This window comes from Tabrizicola sp. T46, from assembly GCF_057219895.1.
On the sequence record NZ_JBXVVV010000001.1, the window covers coordinates 257,598 to 273,136 of the forward strand.

15 protein-coding genes, 1 tRNA gene and 1 pseudogene are annotated in these 15,539 nt (G+C 66.3%); 7 read left to right on the plus strand and 10 right to left on the minus strand.

Annotated features, from left to right (window positions below):
- The first annotated feature begins 4 nt into the window (after positions 1–4).
- From fabB to AC2D9V_RS01345, 4 genes and pseudogenes are all read left to right on the plus strand, one after another.
- The gene (gene fabB / locus AC2D9V_RS01330; protein WP_484712232.1) at positions 5–1,234 is read left to right on the plus strand and encodes a beta-ketoacyl-ACP synthase I; all 1,230 of its coding nucleotides are present in this window, start codon (positions 5–7) and stop codon (positions 1,232–1,234) included.
- A gap of 6 nt (positions 1,235–1,240) precedes the next feature.
- Entirely contained in the window at positions 1,241–2,029 is a 789-nt protein-coding gene (locus tag AC2D9V_RS01335; RefSeq protein ID WP_484712233.1) for an enoyl-ACP reductase FabI, read from the plus strand.
- A gap of 85 nt (positions 2,030–2,114) precedes the next feature.
- Positions 2,115–2,870, plus strand: a complete 756-nt coding sequence (locus AC2D9V_RS01340; protein ID WP_484712234.1) for a hypothetical protein — start codon at positions 2,115–2,117, stop codon at positions 2,868–2,870.
- A 14-nt stretch (positions 2,871–2,884) separates the two neighbouring features.
- Positions 2,885–2,971, plus strand: a pseudogene (locus AC2D9V_RS01345) (NADH-specific enoyl-ACP reductase); the annotation flags it as partial.
- Positions 2,972–2,987: 16 nt separating this feature from the next.
- Here the strand turns inward: AC2D9V_RS01345 and AC2D9V_RS01350 are convergent.
- The 4 genes from AC2D9V_RS01350 to AC2D9V_RS01365 all read right to left on the minus strand — a co-directional run bounded on the left by AC2D9V_RS01350 (position 2,988) and on the right by AC2D9V_RS01365 (position 6,666).
- Entirely contained in the window at positions 2,988–3,875 is an 888-nt protein-coding gene (locus AC2D9V_RS01350; RefSeq protein ID WP_484712235.1) for a CobW family GTP-binding protein, read from the minus strand.
- On the minus strand, positions 3,875–5,647 hold the full coding sequence (locus AC2D9V_RS01355; protein ID WP_484712236.1) for an amidohydrolase: 1,773 nt from the start codon (positions 5,645–5,647) through the stop codon (positions 3,875–3,877). Before AC2D9V_RS01355 ends, AC2D9V_RS01350 begins: the two co-directional genes overlap by 1 nt.
- A 208-nt stretch (positions 5,648–5,855) precedes the next feature.
- A tRNA-Gly gene (locus AC2D9V_RS01360) sits at positions 5,856–5,929 on the minus strand.
- Between the two features lie 80 nt (positions 5,930–6,009).
- A complete protein-coding gene (locus AC2D9V_RS01365) occupies positions 6,010–6,666 on the minus strand; it encodes an SOS response-associated peptidase (RefSeq protein ID WP_484712237.1) in 657 nt (218 codons plus the stop codon).
- Between the two features lie 91 nt (positions 6,667–6,757).
- Between AC2D9V_RS01365 and AC2D9V_RS01370 the strand changes: the two genes are divergently transcribed.
- The gene (locus tag AC2D9V_RS01370; protein WP_484712238.1) at positions 6,758–7,120 is read left to right on the plus strand and encodes a VOC family protein; all 363 of its coding nucleotides are present in this window, start codon (positions 6,758–6,760) and stop codon (positions 7,118–7,120) included.
- Positions 7,121–7,196: 76 nt separating this feature from the next.
- Here the strand turns inward: AC2D9V_RS01370 and AC2D9V_RS01375 are convergent, their stop codons facing one another.
- Positions 7,197–8,696 carry a bifunctional metallophosphatase/5'-nucleotidase gene (locus AC2D9V_RS01375; protein ID WP_484712239.1) on the minus strand — a complete coding sequence of 500 codons (1,500 nt, stop codon included), beginning with the start codon at positions 8,694–8,696 and terminating at the stop codon, positions 7,197–7,199.
- 146 nt (positions 8,697–8,842) lie between these two features.
- Between AC2D9V_RS01375 and AC2D9V_RS01380 the strand changes: the two genes are divergently transcribed.
- Positions 8,843–9,181 (plus strand): DUF952 domain-containing protein, encoded by a 339-nt coding sequence (locus AC2D9V_RS01380; RefSeq protein WP_484712240.1) that lies wholly within the window; start codon positions 8,843–8,845, stop codon positions 9,179–9,181.
- Positions 9,178–10,239, plus strand: a complete 1,062-nt coding sequence (locus tag AC2D9V_RS01385) for a quinone-dependent dihydroorotate dehydrogenase (RefSeq protein WP_484712241.1) — start codon at positions 9,178–9,180, stop codon at positions 10,237–10,239. Before AC2D9V_RS01380 ends, AC2D9V_RS01385 begins: the two co-directional genes overlap by 4 nt.
- 120 nt (positions 10,240–10,359) lie before the next feature.
- On the opposite strand, the gene AC2D9V_RS01390 is transcribed toward AC2D9V_RS01385, so the two are convergent.
- The 5 genes from AC2D9V_RS01390 to AC2D9V_RS01410 form a co-directional block, all read right to left on the minus strand.
- Complete coding sequence (locus AC2D9V_RS01390) at positions 10,360–10,596, minus strand: Lrp/AsnC ligand binding domain-containing protein (protein ID WP_484712242.1); 237 nt, start codon at positions 10,594–10,596, stop codon at positions 10,360–10,362.
- A gap of 96 nt (positions 10,597–10,692) precedes the next feature.
- Positions 10,693–12,216 carry an ATP-dependent DNA helicase gene (locus AC2D9V_RS01395; RefSeq protein WP_484712243.1) on the minus strand — a complete coding sequence of 508 codons (1,524 nt, stop codon included), beginning with the start codon at positions 12,214–12,216 and terminating at the stop codon, positions 10,693–10,695.
- 64 nt (positions 12,217–12,280) lie between these two features.
- A complete protein-coding gene (locus AC2D9V_RS01400; protein WP_484712244.1) occupies positions 12,281–12,466 on the minus strand; it encodes a hypothetical protein in 186 nt (61 codons plus the stop codon).
- Between the two features lie 149 nt (positions 12,467–12,615).
- Positions 12,616–13,908 (minus strand): crotonyl-CoA carboxylase/reductase, encoded by a 1,293-nt coding sequence (gene ccrA / locus AC2D9V_RS01405; RefSeq protein ID WP_484712245.1) that lies wholly within the window; start codon positions 13,906–13,908, stop codon positions 12,616–12,618.
- A gap of 92 nt (positions 13,909–14,000) precedes the next feature.
- Positions 14,001–15,491 carry a 1-acyl-sn-glycerol-3-phosphate acyltransferase gene (locus AC2D9V_RS01410; RefSeq protein WP_484712246.1) on the minus strand — a complete coding sequence of 497 codons (1,491 nt, stop codon included), beginning with the start codon at positions 15,489–15,491 and terminating at the stop codon, positions 14,001–14,003.
- Positions 15,492–15,539 lie beyond the last annotated feature (48 nt).

Here is a 15,539-nt window from a genome sequence, read left to right on the forward strand (position 1 = left end):
CCCCATGCGTCGCGTCGTCATCACCGGGATCGGGATCGTCTCTTCCATCGGCAACACCGCTGCCGAGGTCGAGGCCAGCCTGCGGGCGGGCAAATCGGGGATCGTCTTTGCCCCGGACTATGCCGAGCATGGCTTCCGCTGCCGGGTTCATGGCCAGCCGAACATCGCGCTGGAAGACCATATCGACAAGCGCGACCTCCGGTTCATGGGCGATGGCGCGGCCTATACCTTCATCGCGATGGACCAGGCGGTGAAGGATTCGGGCCTTTCAGAGGCCGATATCTCGAACGAACGCACCGGGATCATCGTCGGTTCGGGCGGCCCGTCGACCAAGTCCTTCTTCAAGGCCCACAACATCGTCCGCGAAACCGGCGCGCCCAAGCGCATCGGCCCCTTCGGCGTGACCAAGGGCATGTCCTCGACCGTCTCGGCCTGCCTTGCGACGCCCTTCAGGATCAAGGGCGTGAACTATTCCATCACCTCGGCCTGCTCGACCAGCGCCCATTGCATCGGCAACGGCACCGAGCTGATCCAGATGGGCAAGCAGGACATCGTCTTCGCCGGCGGGGGCGAGGAACTCGACTGGACGCTCTCCTGCCTTTTCGACGCGATGGGCGCGATGTCCTCGAAGTACAACGACACGCCCGAACGCGCGAGCCGCACCTATGACGCCAACCGCGACGGGTTCGTCATCGCCGGCGGCGGCGGGGTCGTGGTGCTGGAGGAACTGGAACACGCCCTCGCCCGCGGCGCGAAGATCTATGCCGAGGTCACCGGCTACGGCGCAACCTCCGACGGGTACGACATGGTGGCCCCCTCGGGCGAAGGCGGCGAACGGGCGATGCGCCTTGCCCTTTCCACCCTGCCGAAAGGCCGGAAGATCGACTACATCAACAGCCACGGCACCTCGACCGCCGTCGGCGATGTGACAGAGGTGGAAGCGATCCGCCGCGTCTTCGGCCAGGGCTCGACGCCCCCCATCGCCTCGACCAAGTCCTTGACCGGCCACTGCCTTGGCGGCGCAGGCGTGTGGGAGGCGATCTACTCGCTGATCATGATGAACGGCAACTTCATCGCCGCCTCGGCCAATGTGGAAACGCTGGACCCCGCCCTCGACCCGTCCGAGATCGTCACCACGATGCGGGACAATGTGGCCATCGACAGCGTGTTGTCGAACTCCTTCGGTTTCGGCGGCACCAACGCCACCCTCGTCATGTCCAGGTATCCGGGGTAACGCAGCATGGCCGACCTGATGAAAGGCAAGCGCGGGCTTGTCATGGGCGTGGCGAACGAACGCTCCATCGCCTGGGGCATCGCCGCGGCGCTGGCGGCGGAAGGCGCGGAACTGGCGTTCAGCTACCAGGGCGAAGCCTTCGGCAAGCGGGTGCAGCCGCTGGCGGCCAGCGTCGGATCGGACTTCATGGTCGATGTCGACGTGACCGACGACGCCAGCCTCGAGGCCTGCTTTGCCGCGCTGAAGGACCGCTGGGGAACGATGGACTTTCTTGTCCATGCCATCGCCTATTCCGACAAGGCCGAATTGACCGGGCGCTTCATCAACACCACGCGCGGCAACTTCCAGAACTCGCTGTCGATCTCGTGCTTCAGCTTCATCGATGTCGCGCGGCGCGCGGCGGACCTGATGCCCGAGGGCGGGTCGCTCATCACCCTGACCTTCCAGGGCTCGAACGCGGTCGTACCGAACTACAACGTGATGGGCGTGGCCAAGGCGGCGCTGGAATCGGCGACGCGCTACCTTGCCAACGACCTTGGCCAGCAGAAGATCCGCGTCAACGCGATCAGCCCCGGTCCGATGAAGACCCTTGCGGGGTCAGCGATCGGCGGCGCCCGCGCCACCTTCCGCCACACCGAGGAAAACGCCCCCCTCCGCGCCAACGCGACGCTTGAGGCGATCGGCGGCACGGCGGTCTGGCTCTGCTCGGACTATGGCGCCTGCACGACGGGCGAGGTGGTGCATGTCGACGGCGGCTACCACGTGCTGGGGATGCCGCAGGGCGAGAACCTTTAGGTCCGGCCCCCATGGAATCCCGGTCGCGGTCAATCTGGCAGGGTGAAGCGGCAGGCGGACGACCGCTTCCGGAGGGCACCGCAGCGTGACGCGACCGGTTCCCCGCTACGTGCAAGAGCCTGACGGCTCGTCCCTGACTTTCTCGGTCTGCACGCTGGTGCAGAGTGACGAGAAGTACGACCGCCTGCTCAGATCATTTGGCAGGCTGGGGTTTACCCCCGGGAACTCGGAATTCCTGGCAGCCGACAACCGGTCCGGGAATAGGTTCGACGGCTATTCCTGGACGAAGAGCCTTCTGGCCGAGGCACGGGGCCGCTACGTGATCTTCTGCCACGACGACGTGGAACTGATCGAAGACGGCCATGACGCACTTCTGGCCCGACTTTCCGAGCTTGATGCAATTGACCCCGCGTGGCTATTGGCCGGCGTGGCAGGGGGCCGCTGGCGCGTCGGACGCAACAACTGGAAGCGCCTTGCCACGCATATCTCGGACCCGTCGGGCGAAGATCGCCGCCTGGGCACGCTTCCCTGCCGGGTCGAGTCCCTGGACGAATGCTTCATCCTGATGCGCCGGTCCCGACCGGTGGTCAGTTCCTACGACCTGACAGGATTTCACTATTACGGGCCAGACATCTGCCTGCAGGCCGAATTCCTTGGCGGCACGGCCTGGGCCATCGACTTTCACCTGCGCCACTATAGCAAAGGCCGCAAGTGGCAGTCCTTCCACGAGAGCCGCGCCCGTTTCGTGGCCAAATACGCCAGGTATCAGCCGGACCGGTACCTGCACTGCACCACGGGCATCGTCCACCTGTCGCCCCCGGATGAAGACCCCGACCGCTGATGCTTGCATGGCAAGACCAGGGCGCCTGCACGACGGGCGTGGTGGTGCATGTCGACGGCGGCTACCACGTGCTGGGGATGCCGCAGGGCGAGAACCTCTGACCGGAACGCGCCCCGATCACCGGGCGTTCGCCTGTTCGATCACCACGACCTGCATGCCGGGCAGACCGGCCTGCGGCGGCTCGACCTTCCGCAGGGTCCAGCGCCGACCGACCTGCTGGAAAAGCTGCACCTCGTCCGGGGCCTCGGCCAGCCGCACAAAGCCCTTGGCGCGGAACACCCGGCGGCCCAGCCGGTCCGCCAGCCGGGTAAGGGCCTGCCGCGCCACCGGGCGGTCGCGCGTCAGGACCCAGGAACGGTAGGCCGTCGCGTGGCCGCTGCCTGCGGGCAGGCTGAAATAGACCTCCCGGTGCGGCACCCCGCCCAGAAGTACGCTGCCGGGAACGACACCCTGCGTGGTCACATGCACGGGGGCCGAAGGGGCATGTTCCGCCAGCCAGTCCCGCAGCCGCTTCAGCTCGAACTCCGGCACCAGATCGGCCTTGTTCAGGACGACCATGTCGGCCTGCTGCAACTGGCGGCACACCGTCTCGCCGATATAGCGGTGCCGGGCCTGCTCGCGCACCTGTTCGGCATCGACGACGACGATGATCCCGTCGATCGGCACGCGGAAGGCCTGCGCGGTCTGGGCGATCTTGCCGGGTTCGGCCACGCCGCTGGCTTCGACGACGATATGGTCGATCTCGCCGGGGTTCTTCAGAACCCGCGACAGGGCCGCTGCGAACCCGTCGGCCATGCTGCAGCACATGCAGCCGTTCTGCAGGCTGATCGTGTCCCCGTCGTGGCTGGCGATCAGGGCCGCGTCGATGTTCACCTCGCCGAAGTCGTTCACCAGAACGGCGCAGCGGATGCCGGTCGGCTGCGTCAGAAGCTGGTTCAGAAGCGTGGTCTTCCCCGCCCCGAGATAGCCGCTGATGATCGTGACGGGAAGCCGCGCGGTCGGCATCAGGCCGCCCGCTTGTAGACGGACACGCCGTCCTTGAAGGTTTCGACGGCGGCAATCGACATCAGCGCGCCTACCTCGGCCGTCAGGGGGTTGGCATCCAGGATCACGAGATCCGCAAGCTTGCCGACCTCCAGCGTGCCCTTCTCGGCCTCCTCGCGGATCTGCCAGGCGGCATCGATGGTCAGCGCCTTCAGCGCGGTCCAGGCGTCGACCCGCTGGTCCGGCCCCAGCACCCGGCCCGTCCGCGTCTCGCGGGTCATCGCACTCCAGACCATGCGCATCGGGTCCATCGGGGTGACCGAGAAATCGCAGTGGTTGGAAAAGCGCAGGCCTGCCGCCTGTGCCGCCGCCATCGGGCTGATGAAGGCGGCCCGTGCCTCGCCGGTGTTCTCGACATGGACATCGCCCCAGAAGAAGCAATGCGCGGTGAAGAAGCTGGGCGACATCCCCAGTTCGGCATAGGCGGCGATCTGGTCGGGACGCATGAACTGCGAATGGATGATGACGATCCGCCGGTCCTGATCCGCCGTGACGCCCGCCAGCCGCGTGGCGTCGATCATCATGTCGATCGACGCATCGCCGTTGCAATGCACGAAAAGGGGCACGTTCTTCCCGGTGATCTCGGCGACGGCCTTGTTCAGCATCTCGGGCGGCAGGTTGGGCTGGCCGCGCCAGTTCTCTTCGCCGCCCGGCCCCTTGGTCAGCAAGGGCTCGGTCCAGAAGGCGGTCCGGCCCTGCGGCGAGCCATCAGCCGGAATCTTGATCCCGCCAAGCTTGAGACGCCGGTCGTAAAGGCCGAAGGCCTCGGACGCGGTGTCCGGGATCGACATGGTCCCCCCGCTCCAGGATGGGAAATACTCTTTCACATACTGCGGCACATCGAGGATCAGCGGCAGCGCCACCACGTCGAGGTAGAGGCGCTCCTGCTCGGCCGCCGTCTTCAGGAACTTCAGGTCCCCGATATGGGTCGCGCCTTCCTGACAGGTCGTCACCCCGACCGAAGCGTAGATCTGCTGCGCGTCGAACAGCGTATCCAGAAGCTCTGCCTCGGTCGGCTTCGGCCAGTTGGCCAGGATCGGGGCAAAGGCCGTCTCCATCACCAGCCCGTCCGGCACGTTCGATCCGGGCTGGCGCAGGATGATGCCGCCGGGCGGGGTTTCGGTCGTCTCGTCGATCTCGGCCCAGGCAAAGCCCAGCGAGTTCAGGACCACCCCGTGGTTCGACACATGCATCAGCATCACCGGGTTCTCGGGGAACACCGGGTCAAGGTCGTCGCGCGACAACTCGCGCCCGTCGGCCAGCGCCGACCCGTCGTAGCCGTAGCCCAGGATCCATTCGCCCGGCTTGATGCCCCGCTTCTCGACATGCGCCTGCAGCGCCGCGATGATGTCGGGGATCGCCGTCACCGGGCCGACCGGCACCGGCGAGACATTGGCCCAGGCCACAACCTGCAGCGAGTTCATGAAATGCCCGTGGGCATCGATGAAGGCCGGCAGAAGCGTGCGCCCCTGCAGGTCAATGACCTGCGTCGCATCGGTGGCCAGCGCCGTGATCTCTGCCGCCGTCCCGACCGCCGAGATCCGCCCTGCCGTGACCGCAACCGCTTCGGCCGAGGGGGCGGCATCGACCATCGTGACGATCGGCCCGTCCAGGAAGATCAGGTCCGGCCCGGCTGCCTGGGCCGCCGCGACCCCGATCCCCATCGCCTTGGTTGCGCCCACAGCCGCAGCCCCCGCCTTGATGAATCCGCGCCGGTTGATGCCATCGGTCATCTGCACCTCTCCCTTGATCTGCCCCCGTGCAGCGCAGGCGCCGCCGCGCCGTTACTTGCGCGGGATGTTGGCACGACATTCGCCAGCGTCGCAAGCTTTGGTTCATGCGTTACGAAACCGTAAACGCCCACGACCAAGGCTTTGATTTTACGCGGAAATCAGATTCTGACCACTGTGGTCACCCCGGCAGGAGTCAAGGCCGGTGGTGTGGAGCGGGCGGCGGGAATCGAACCCGCGTCTTTAGCTTGGAAGGCTAAGGTCTTACCATTACACAACGCCCGCGCTGCCTTTGGTAGGTATGCGCAGCCGGAGGTCTCGTCAAGGCGTGCAGTGCTGCCCTTTGGCGGACTTGGGTGCCTGGCTCAGGCGGCAACCGGCAGGATCAGGTCAGGCCCCGCTGCCCGGTTCGAGTTCACAGCGACCCCCACCCGGTGCGGCCGGGTCATCACACCCTCGGCGGACGCCTTCATCAGGACCGCCGCGCCGTGGCCCGCCTCGCCCAGCCACAGGGGCCAGTCCTCGCGTTCCAGGACCACCGCCTCACGGTGGTGCAGGCCCGACATGCCCGGCCCGGCGTCGGTGGAAACGATGGCAACGGTGTCGATGTCCTGCCAGCGCTGCCACACTCCGGCCAAGGCCATCGGCATGCCGTCGGCACGGGTGAAGTACCAGGGCAGCTTTTCGCCCTTCTCGCCCGTCGACCATTCGTAGAACCCCGAGGCAGGCACGATGCAGCGCCGGCTGCGGATCGCCTCGCGGAAGGCGGGTTTCGTGGCAACGGTGTCAGACCTTGCGTTTATGATTAGCGGACCGTCGTTCGGCGCCTTGTACCAGGACGGGATGAACCCCCAGCGCATTGCCCGAAGCCGCCGCTGCCTCCCGTCCGAGGTGACGACGGTGACGGTGTTCGTCGGGCAGACGTTGTAGTTCGGCCCCGGCGGCAGATCGTTGCCCGGCACGGCATCGAAGAGGGCTGCCAGCGCCTCGGTCGGGTGGGTGATGGTGAACCGGCCGCACATGTCCTCAAGATAGGCGCGACCTGGCCTGCATGCAAAGCCCGGCAAACCATGCTACCCTCGTTTGGCCTGTTCCGCGCAGAAGGGTGCCCAGATGCGGCTTTCCGGACCGCCCAGCCAGATCGCCCGCCGCGTCGAAAGTCTTGACCGCGCCCGGGCCTTCTGGCGCGACACGCTTGGGTTCCCCGAGCTTTACGCCTTCCCGGGCCTCGCCTTCATCGACCTCGGCCCGACCCGCCTGATGCTGCGCGAAACCGGCAGCCGGGACGAGGCGGACCTTCTTTACCTGCCGACCGCCGATATCGCCGCCAGCCACGCCGACCTCGTCGCGCGCGGCGTCACCTTCAGCTCCGCGCCGCACCTGATTCACCGCCATCCGGACGGGACCGAGGAATGGATGGCCTTCTTCAAGGACGACGATGGCCGCGACCTCGCGCTTCACAGCGTGGTACGCTGAGCCCCCCTCGTCCTGCGCCTTCGGCTTGTCCTCGGACGCGACGAGCGACCGAAGGAAGTAAGGAGCCCGCCCCGGCCTATTGCCCCAGCTTCCTGATCCGCCCCTCGACCGCCAGGTTCACCGTCCCCAGCTTCTCGACATAGGCCATCACGTCATTGGCCAGAAGCTGCCCGGTCGGCCCTTCGGTCACGATCCGCCCGCCGCCGAGCGACGCATAGCCGTCACCGCCGCCCAGGATGTAGTCGTTCACCGCCACGGTATAGACCTTGTCGGCCTCAAGCGGCGCGCCGCCGACCATGACCTCGCTGACCCGCGACCCCGGCTCGGCCGCGGCATCGAAGGCGAAGGTCACGCCCGACACCTGCGGAAAGCGGCCCGAGCCTTTCTCGACCTGGCTGACCCCGTTCTCCAGCGCCAACAGCACCTGGCTGCCCGGCAGTTCCGTCACCACCGTCACATTGCCGAAGGGAAGCTCGGTCAAGATATCGCGCCGGGTCAGTTTGCGGCCCGCCTCATAGGTCGTGTCACCGCGGATGCCGCCACCGTTCATGATCGCGATATCTGCCCCCGTCACGTCGCGCAGCGCGTCGGTGATCAGGTTGCCCATCGTCGCCTCTTCGCCCCGCACCACGTTGCGCCGGCTGTCGAGCGGGGCTTCCAGCGTGCCGATCTCGACATTCAGGTTCTGGTCCATCGTCGCGCGCAGGGCATCGGCCATCGCCACCGACTCGGGGTCGGGTGTCACCTCTGCCGTGTCGATGAAGCGGAAGGCCGGGGTCCAGCTGATCTCGCGCGTGCCGTCATCCTTCACTTCCACCTCGACCGTCAGGTCGACGGGCGACAGGAACTGCCCGTCGATCGAGGTCTCGACATAGGCCGTCCGCCCGTCATAGGCCGTGGCATAGGAATGGTCGTCGCCCGACAGGATCACGTCGAAGGCCCCGCTGGCCATCAGCGCGCGGTCGTTATCCATGTTGGTCTGGACCACCCCGACGACAAGGTCCGCCCCGTCTTCCCGGGCCTTCTCGGCCGCGGCCACCCCCGTTTCGACCGTCGGCAGGAACTTCAGGCTGCCGGTGGAACTCACCTCGGGCGAGGTATCCTGCGCCACCGGAATGAGCGCGATCTTCAGCCCGGCCACCTCCTTCACCATCACCCCGCCCAGGCCCTCGATGGCCGAGCCGTCATCCTTGGTGATGTTGATCGCAGCCCAGGGATATTTCGACGCCTTCATCTTCTGAAAGAAATTCTCCGGCCCGAAGTCGAATTCGTGGTTTCCGGGCACGGCAAGGTCGAAGGGGACAAGGTTGGTGAAGTCGATCGTGTTCTGCCCCTGATCAAAACCCGAGGCCAGCGAGGGCGACAGCATGTCCCCGTTGAACAGGTAAAGCGTGTTCGGGTTCGCCGCACGCTCGGCCTTCGCGACCGCATTCAGCCGCGCAAAGCCGCCGCGCCCGTCCTCTTCCTCGAAATTGTAGACATCACCCACGCCCAGAAGCGTCAGCTTCACCGTCTCGGCCCCGGCCGGCATGGCGGCCAAGGCGATCAGAACAGCCAGTCTGGAAAACCCGGTCATCGCGACTCTCCTCTACTTGTACAAACTATGGGCCGACTCTGCGCCCGCGGCCGCCGGACTGTCAAAGGATCAGGCCCTCGCGCCAGCCGGTCGGCGGGAAATGGCAGACCATTGCCAGCCCCGGCAATCGCCGGTATTTCCGCGCCATGCTGATCTACAAGATCCTCCGCCGCCCCGAATGGGATGCCTTCCGCGCCGCAGGCGAGACGCATGGCGCGCCGATCGACCTTGCCGACGGTTACATCCATTTCTCCACCTCCGCACAGGTGGCGGAAACGGCGGCGAAATGGTTTGCCACGGAAAGTGACCTGGTGCTGGTCGCCTTCGACCCCGACCGCCTCGGTCCCGCGCTGAAATGGGAGCCCTCGCGCGGCGGGCAGCTTTTCCCGCATCTCTACCGCGCGCTGAAGCTGGACGAGGTCGTCTGGGACAAGTCCCTGCCGCTTGGCGCGACCGGCCACATCTTCCCCGAGGGCCTGTGGTGAGCCTTCCGGAACGCGCGGGCCTCGCCCTTCTGCACCGCATCGATCCCGAACGCGCCCATGCCCTGTCGCTGATCGCGCTGCAGACCGGCCTTGCCCCCCTGCCCGGCCCGGTCTCCCTGCCGCGCCTTGCCTGCACCCTTGCCGGCATGCCGCTGGTGAACCCGGTGGGCCTGGCAGCGGGCTATGACAAGAACGCCACGGTCATCGGCCCCCTCAGCCGCGCCGGTTTCGGCTTTATCGAGGTCGGGGCCGCCACGCCCCTGCCCCAACCCGGCAATCCGAAGCCGCGCCTCTTCCGACTGACCGAGGACCGCGCGGCGATCAACCGCTTCGGCTTCAACAACGACGGAATGGAAGCGATCCGCGCGCGGCTTGCCGCCCGCACCCGCACCGCCGTGCCCGTCGGCCTGAACCTCGGCGCAAACAAGACGAGCGAAAACCGCGCTGCCGACTTCGCCCGCGTGCTCAAGACCTGCGGCCCGCATGTCGATTTCGCCACAGTCAACGTCTCGTCGCCCAATACCGAGAAACTTCGCGACCTCCAGGGCCCTGCCGCCCTTGCAGCCCTTTTGCATGGCGTGATGGAGGCCCGGGCCGCCCTGCCGCGTCCGATCCCGGTCTTCCTCAAGATCGCGCCCGATCTTTCCCCCGAAGAGCTTGGCCAGATCGCCGAGGTCGCCCTTTCCTCCGGCCTTGCCGGGATCATCGCGACGAACACCACGCTTTCCCGCGAAGGCTTGAAATCTGCAAGCCGAAGCGAAGCAGGTGGCCTTTCCGGCGCGCCATTGTTCGAAAAGTCCACACGCATCCTCGCGCAGCTTTCGCACCTGACTGAAGGAAAGCTGCCGCTGATCGGCGTAGGCGGCATCTCCAGCCCCGAACAAGCGTATCAAAAGATCCGCGCCGGCGCCTCGGCGGTGCAGCTTTATACAGCGCTGGTCTACGAGGGGCTGTCCCTGATCCCAAGGATCGCGAAGGGCCTCGATGCCCTTCTCGCCCGCGACGGTTTTGACAATGTCACCGATGCCGTCGGCACAGGCCGCAGCGACTGGCTCTGACTCTTTCAGACTTCCTTTCTGCCCAAATATCCTCGGGGGGTCCGGGGGGCGAAGCGCCCCCGGGGTCGGGCAAGGGTCGCTCCGGGACGATCAGAACGCCTTGCCTGATCGCGCGGGCGATCAGAACGCTTTAAACGTCATCGTGGTCAGCGTGCGCTGGATGCCAGGAATGTCGAACAGCTTCGACGACAGGTAATGCCCGGTGTCCTCGCCCTCGGGGATATAGACCTTGGCAATCAGGTCATAATCGCCGCTGGTCGAATACATCTCGCTGACCACCTCGCGGTCCCAGATCGCATCGGCGACCTCGTAGGTCATGCCGGGCGTGCAGCGGAACTGGACGAATACCAATGCCATGGGACGGCTCCTTCTTTGCCGCAAGGATAGCCGGGAAGGGTGGCAAGCTGAACAGCCCGCACCCAATTTTTCGCCGAAAAATTGTGGCCCCCCGGCCTAGCCCGCCTGGTCCAGGGTCAGGCGCGACGGTTCGCGCCGCAGATCCTCGACCGAAAGCGGCCCGGTCGGCCGCGCGAGGCGGTTCCGCACCACCCAGTGGAGCCGGGTCTGCGCCCGCGTGATCGCCACATAGGCCAGCCGCTTCCACAAGGGCACCCCCGCCTCGGACCGCCCCGAATAGGCGGCGGCGGCAAGATCGGGGGCGAAGACCTGCACCTCCTCCCACTGGCTGCCTTGTGCCTTGTGGATGGTGACGGCCGCGCCATGCAGGAAGGCCGCGCCCATTGTGGCGGCATGGGGGATGAAGGGCTCTTCCTCGTCCGGCTTCTCGATCTTGATGATGCTCGCCGCCGAAACCTGCGGCTCCTCCGCCCCCACAACATGCAGGCGCGCAAAGCCGGGCCGGTTGCCTTCGCCAAGGTAGATCACCTGCGCGCCCTTGATCAGCCCCCGCGCTTCAAGGTCGATCCGCTTCTTCCGGTGCTTCAGCGGCAGCTCGATCCCGTCGCAGATCAGGGGCTCGCCCGGCAAAAGCTGGTCCTCGGGCGCTCCATAGGCCGCGCGGAAGGCCTGGATCAGCCGCACCCGCGTCGCGTTCCGCCAGACGAGGACCGGCGAGCGTGCCATCAGCCCCGCTTCCACCCGCTCGGACCAGACCACGCGGTCATCCTCCCGCGCCGTGTCGGCCACCAGCCCCTCGAACTCCTCGAACCCCAGCCGGTCGTCCCCCAGCGCATGGGCAAGATCGAGGATCGGGTTGTCCTCGGTCTGCCGGTGGATCCGGTGCAGGATCAGCTTCCGCCCTTCGGAAAGCTTGTCAAAAACCATCTCGCCCGACTGCCCGACCGGCGCCAGCTGTGCAGGATCGCCGAAAAGGACCAGGGTCGGAAAGATCTCGCGCAGGTCCTCGAACTGGCGCTCGTCCAGCATCGAGGATTCATCGACGAATCCCACATCCAGAGGCTCTTCCCGCCGCTTCCAGCCCTTGATGAAGTCGCTGCCCTTCAGCCCCGCCGCCGCCAGCGCCCCGGGAATGCTGGCCACCTGGGCATAGAAGGCATGCGCCCGGTCCAGCGCCACCTCGGTCAGCCCTTCGACCGTGGGGCGCGTCCCGGTTCCGGCCAGCCATTCGGCGATCTTTTCGTATTCCGGATCATAGACCGGGGTGTAAAGGATGCGGTGGATCGTCGTCGCCGGGACGCCCCGCAGGCGGAGCACGCTCGCCGCCTTGTTCGTCGGCGCAAGGATCGCCAGCGTCCGGCGGTCCTTCCGCCGCCGACCTTCGTAATCGCCCGAGACGATCTCGATCCCCGCCGCTTTCAGCGCGCGGTAAAGCTCGGCCAGAAGCATCGTCTTGCCCGATCCCGCCTTGCCGATCACCGCAAGGACCACGGCCTTGCCTTCCGCCATCGGCTGCGTCCCGCCTTCGGCAAGATTGATGCCCTGCCCCAGGAGGGCCGCGGCGACGCGGTCGTAAGCCTCGGCCTGGTCGTCGGAAAAGATCAGCGAGGGGGCGTGCATGGCCGGACCTTAGCCAGCTTCACGCCAAAGCGTAAGGGACGCCGGTTGGCTGGCGATGGAAAGGCTAGTGAATCCGCTCCGGCCCCGCAGGACAGGTGTCGACCTCGCCCACCGCGTCATGGCCCGCCGTTTCCCGCCGTGCGACCGCGAGTGTAGACCCGACGCTGGCGGCAAGCTCGGGCAGGTCGTTTGCCCGCGCATAGTCCTGCAGGTCCGAGAGCATGTCGAAAATCCAGTCATGGCGGCGCATCGAACCCTCGGGCAGAAAGCCTTGCACGGCGGCGATGGCCTGGCGCCGCCTGGCGCGCCGGTCTGTCCGCAGAACCTTCAGCTCTCCACTTTCACGGATCAGGGTAAACCCTTGATTAACTCTGCCCCGGGTCCGCCGCGGGAGAACGATCAGCGCTGCTGGCTGGCTTCCAGCGTATCTTCCCAGGTCCGGAGGCCCGTGCGCGGGGCCTGCACAAGAACCGCCATGTTGCCGGGCTTGTGCTGGTTCTTCCACATCAGCGTATGCGCCCGGGGAATCTCGGCCCAGGGGAAGACCTCGGACATGCAGGGGTCAAGCCGGCGCTCGACCATCAGCTTGTTCGCCGCGGCCGCCTGCTTCAGATGCGCGAAATGGCTGCCCTGCAGGCGCTTCTGGTGCATCCACATGTAGCGCACGTCGAAGGTGCAGTTGAACCCGGTCGTGCCGGCGCAGATCACCACCATGCCGCCCTTCTTCACCACCAGCGACGAGACCGGGAAGGTCGCCTCGCCCGGATGTTCGAAGACCATGTCAACGCTGATCCCCTTGCCGGTGATGTCCCAGATCGCCTTGCCGAAGCGCCGCGCCTCTTTCAGCCAGTCGTTGTATTCCGGGCTGTTGACCTTCGGGAGTTGCCCCCAGCACTTGAAGTCGTTGCGGTTGATGACCCCCTTCGCCCCCAGCGACATCACGAAGTCGCGCTTCGATTCATCGCTGATGACGCCGATGGCATTCGCCCCCGCCGTGTTGATCAGCTGGATGGCATAAGACCCAAGGCCCCCTGACGCGCCCCAGACAAGGACGTTCTGCCCCGGCTTCAGGTCATGCGGCTCATGCCCGAAGAGCATCCGGTAGGCGGTGGCAAGGGTCAGCGTGTAGCAGGCCGATTCTTCCCAGGTCAGGTGCTTCGGACGCGGCATCAGCTGCTGCGACTGCACGCGCGTGAACTGGGCGAAAGAGCCGTCATGCGTCTCGTACCCCCAGATCCGCTGGCTGGGTGAGAACATCGGGTCGCCACCGTTGCATTCCTCGTCGTCGCCGTCGTCCTGGTTGCAGTGGACCACCACCTCGTCCCCGACCTTCCAGCGCTTGACCTTGTCGCCCACCGCCCAGACGATGCCCGCCGCATCCGAGCCGAGGACCGCATAGGGCTGCTTGTGGCCGTCGAAGACGGAAACCGGCTCGCCCAGGCAGGCCCAGACGCCGTTGTAGTTCACGCCCGCCGCCATCACGAGGACCAGGACCTCGTTCGAATCGATGGCCCAGGTGTCCACGACCTCCTGCTGCATCGCCGTTTCCGGGGCCCCGTGGCGCTCACGCCGGATGGTCCAGGCATACATCTGCTTCGGCACATGGCCGAGGGGGGGCATCTCGCCCAGCGCGTAAAGGTCCTTCTTCGGCGCGTCCTGCGTCTGGGTTGCGGTCTGCGTGTCCAAAGCCAATCGTGCCTCCCGGTCGTTGCCGCGCCGCAGAATCACCGCGCGTCTCGGCGCAGATGACATTCTCGCGCGCAATAATGCAATAGCAGGTAGGCTTATTTTGTAATTTTATGTCTGCCGCGTTGCGGCAAGGCCGAAATCTCGGGGACGGCGGCCGCGTAGAAGTTCAGAAGGTCCCGCTCCGCCGCAACGGGCTGCAACCCCTCGGTCACAATGCCGCGCTTGATCAGCGGCGTCAGCCCCTCGGTCAGGATGGCTTCGGTTCCCACTGTCGGCAGGTTCAGCTCTGCCTTGTGCGCGGCAAGCTCTGCGATCCGCGCCTCCACCCGACCGGCCAGTTCCTCGCGTGAGGCCGCCCCCTCGCCCAGGGCCTTCGCCACCAGTGGGACCGACAGCACCGGCACCACCTCGGCAATCGCCGACATCAGCCGCTCGCCCAGCCCCTCGACCGTCCCACCCGCAGTCAGGTATTCGCGCAGCGAGATCGGCGCCCCGAAGGCCGCCGCTGCCGTGCCGAACCCCCGGGTCCGTCCCAGCACCCTTGCCACAAGGAACCGCAACGCGTGAAAAGCCACGCGAACCGGTCGGTTCCGGAACCGCCGCGTCGGGCCTTTCGCCGCCTCGACCAGCACCCGGTCCTCCAGGACCCGGTCATAGCCAAGGCCGACCGGAAGAAAGACCACATCCCGGTCCTGCGGCTCGAACCCCTCGACGATATAGGACAGAAGCCCCATCCGCGCCGGATGCAGCCGCCCGTCAAGGCTCAGCCCGCCTTCGGGGAAGATCGCCTGCGTCGTCCCTTCCTTGGTCGCCATCTGGACGTAACGGGCCAGCACCTTGCGATAAAGCGCGTTGCGGCTGCCACGCCGGATGAAATAGGCCCCCATCGCCCGCACCATCGCCGACAGCGGCCAGACCCGCGCCCATTCCCCCACCGCATAGGACAGCGCCGTCCGGTTCGAGACGAGCCAGGTGATCAGCACATAATCCACGTTTGACCGGTGGTTCATCACGAAGATCACCGTCGCCTGCGGGTCGATGCTGCGCAGCTTGCGGTCGATCTTTCCGACCCGCACGCGGTAAAGCAGGCGGCTCAGCCATTTCGCCAGCCGCGTCGCGATGCCGAAGTAAAGCGTCGCGGAAAACCCCGGCACGATCTCGCGGGCATAGCGGCGGGCCTCCTCGAAGGCCACGGCAGCCGGCACACCGGTCTCCTCGGCATGGGCCATCGCGGCCTCGACCACCTTCGGGTCATAGGCGAGGCGCGCCACCATGTCCGACCGCTGCGCCAGCTTGAAAAGGTCGATCTTCCGGTCAAGCCGCGCATTCAGCCGCGTCAGCGCGCGTTCGGCGCGGTCGCGGAAGAACCAGCGCACGGAAGGGAACAGGAAATGGGTGGCAAAGCTGATCGTCGCGAACCCGAGGATCAGGATCAGAAGCCAGACCGGAACAGCCACCGTGCCGAACATCACGCCACCCTGCCCCAAAGCGGCACCGTCGTCGATGATTTCGTCAAGCAGCGTCGCGCCTGACGACGAGAAGCCAAAGGCGCACGAGGAGTGTCGCCGCAGCGCAGCGATTGACATTGGCATGATCTGTCGCGTATGCCGCCATTGACGCAATAAAATTACCCG

Coding starts and splice junctions, on each gene's coding strand:
- fabB (WP_484712232.1), top strand. CDS start 5: ATGCGTCGCGTCGTCATCACCGGGATCGGGATCGTCTCTTCCATCGGC.
- AC2D9V_RS01335 (WP_484712233.1), top strand. CDS start 1,241: ATGGCCGACCTGATGAAAGGCAAGCGCGGGCTTGTCATGGGCGTGGCG.
- AC2D9V_RS01350 (WP_484712235.1), bottom strand. CDS start 3,875: ATGCCGACCGCGCGGCTTCCCGTCACGATCATCAGCGGCTATCTCGGG.
- AC2D9V_RS01355 (WP_484712236.1), bottom strand. CDS start 5,647: ATGACCGATGGCATCAACCGGCGCGGATTCATCAAGGCGGGGGCTGCG.
- AC2D9V_RS01365 (WP_484712237.1), bottom strand. CDS start 6,666: ATGTGCGGCCGGTTCACCATCACCCACCCGACCGAGGCGCTGGCAGCC.
- AC2D9V_RS01370 (WP_484712238.1), top strand. CDS start 6,758: ATGCGGCTTTCCGGACCGCCCAGCCAGATCGCCCGCCGCGTCGAAAGT.
- AC2D9V_RS01375 (WP_484712239.1), bottom strand. CDS start 8,696: ATGACCGGGTTTTCCAGACTGGCTGTTCTGATCGCCTTGGCCGCCATG.
- AC2D9V_RS01380 (WP_484712240.1), top strand. CDS start 8,843: ATGCTGATCTACAAGATCCTCCGCCGCCCCGAATGGGATGCCTTCCGC.
- AC2D9V_RS01390 (WP_484712242.1), bottom strand. CDS start 10,596: ATGGCATTGGTATTCGTCCAGTTCCGCTGCACGCCCGGCATGACCTAC.
- AC2D9V_RS01395 (WP_484712243.1), bottom strand. CDS start 12,216: ATGCACGCCCCCTCGCTGATCTTTTCCGACGACCAGGCCGAGGCTTAC.
- AC2D9V_RS01400 (WP_484712244.1), bottom strand. CDS start 12,466: ATGCGCCGCCATGACTGGATTTTCGACATGCTCTCGGACCTGCAGGAC.
- AC2D9V_RS01410 (WP_484712246.1), bottom strand. CDS start 15,491: ATGTCAATCGCTGCGCTGCGGCGACACTCCTCGTGCGCCTTTGGCTTC.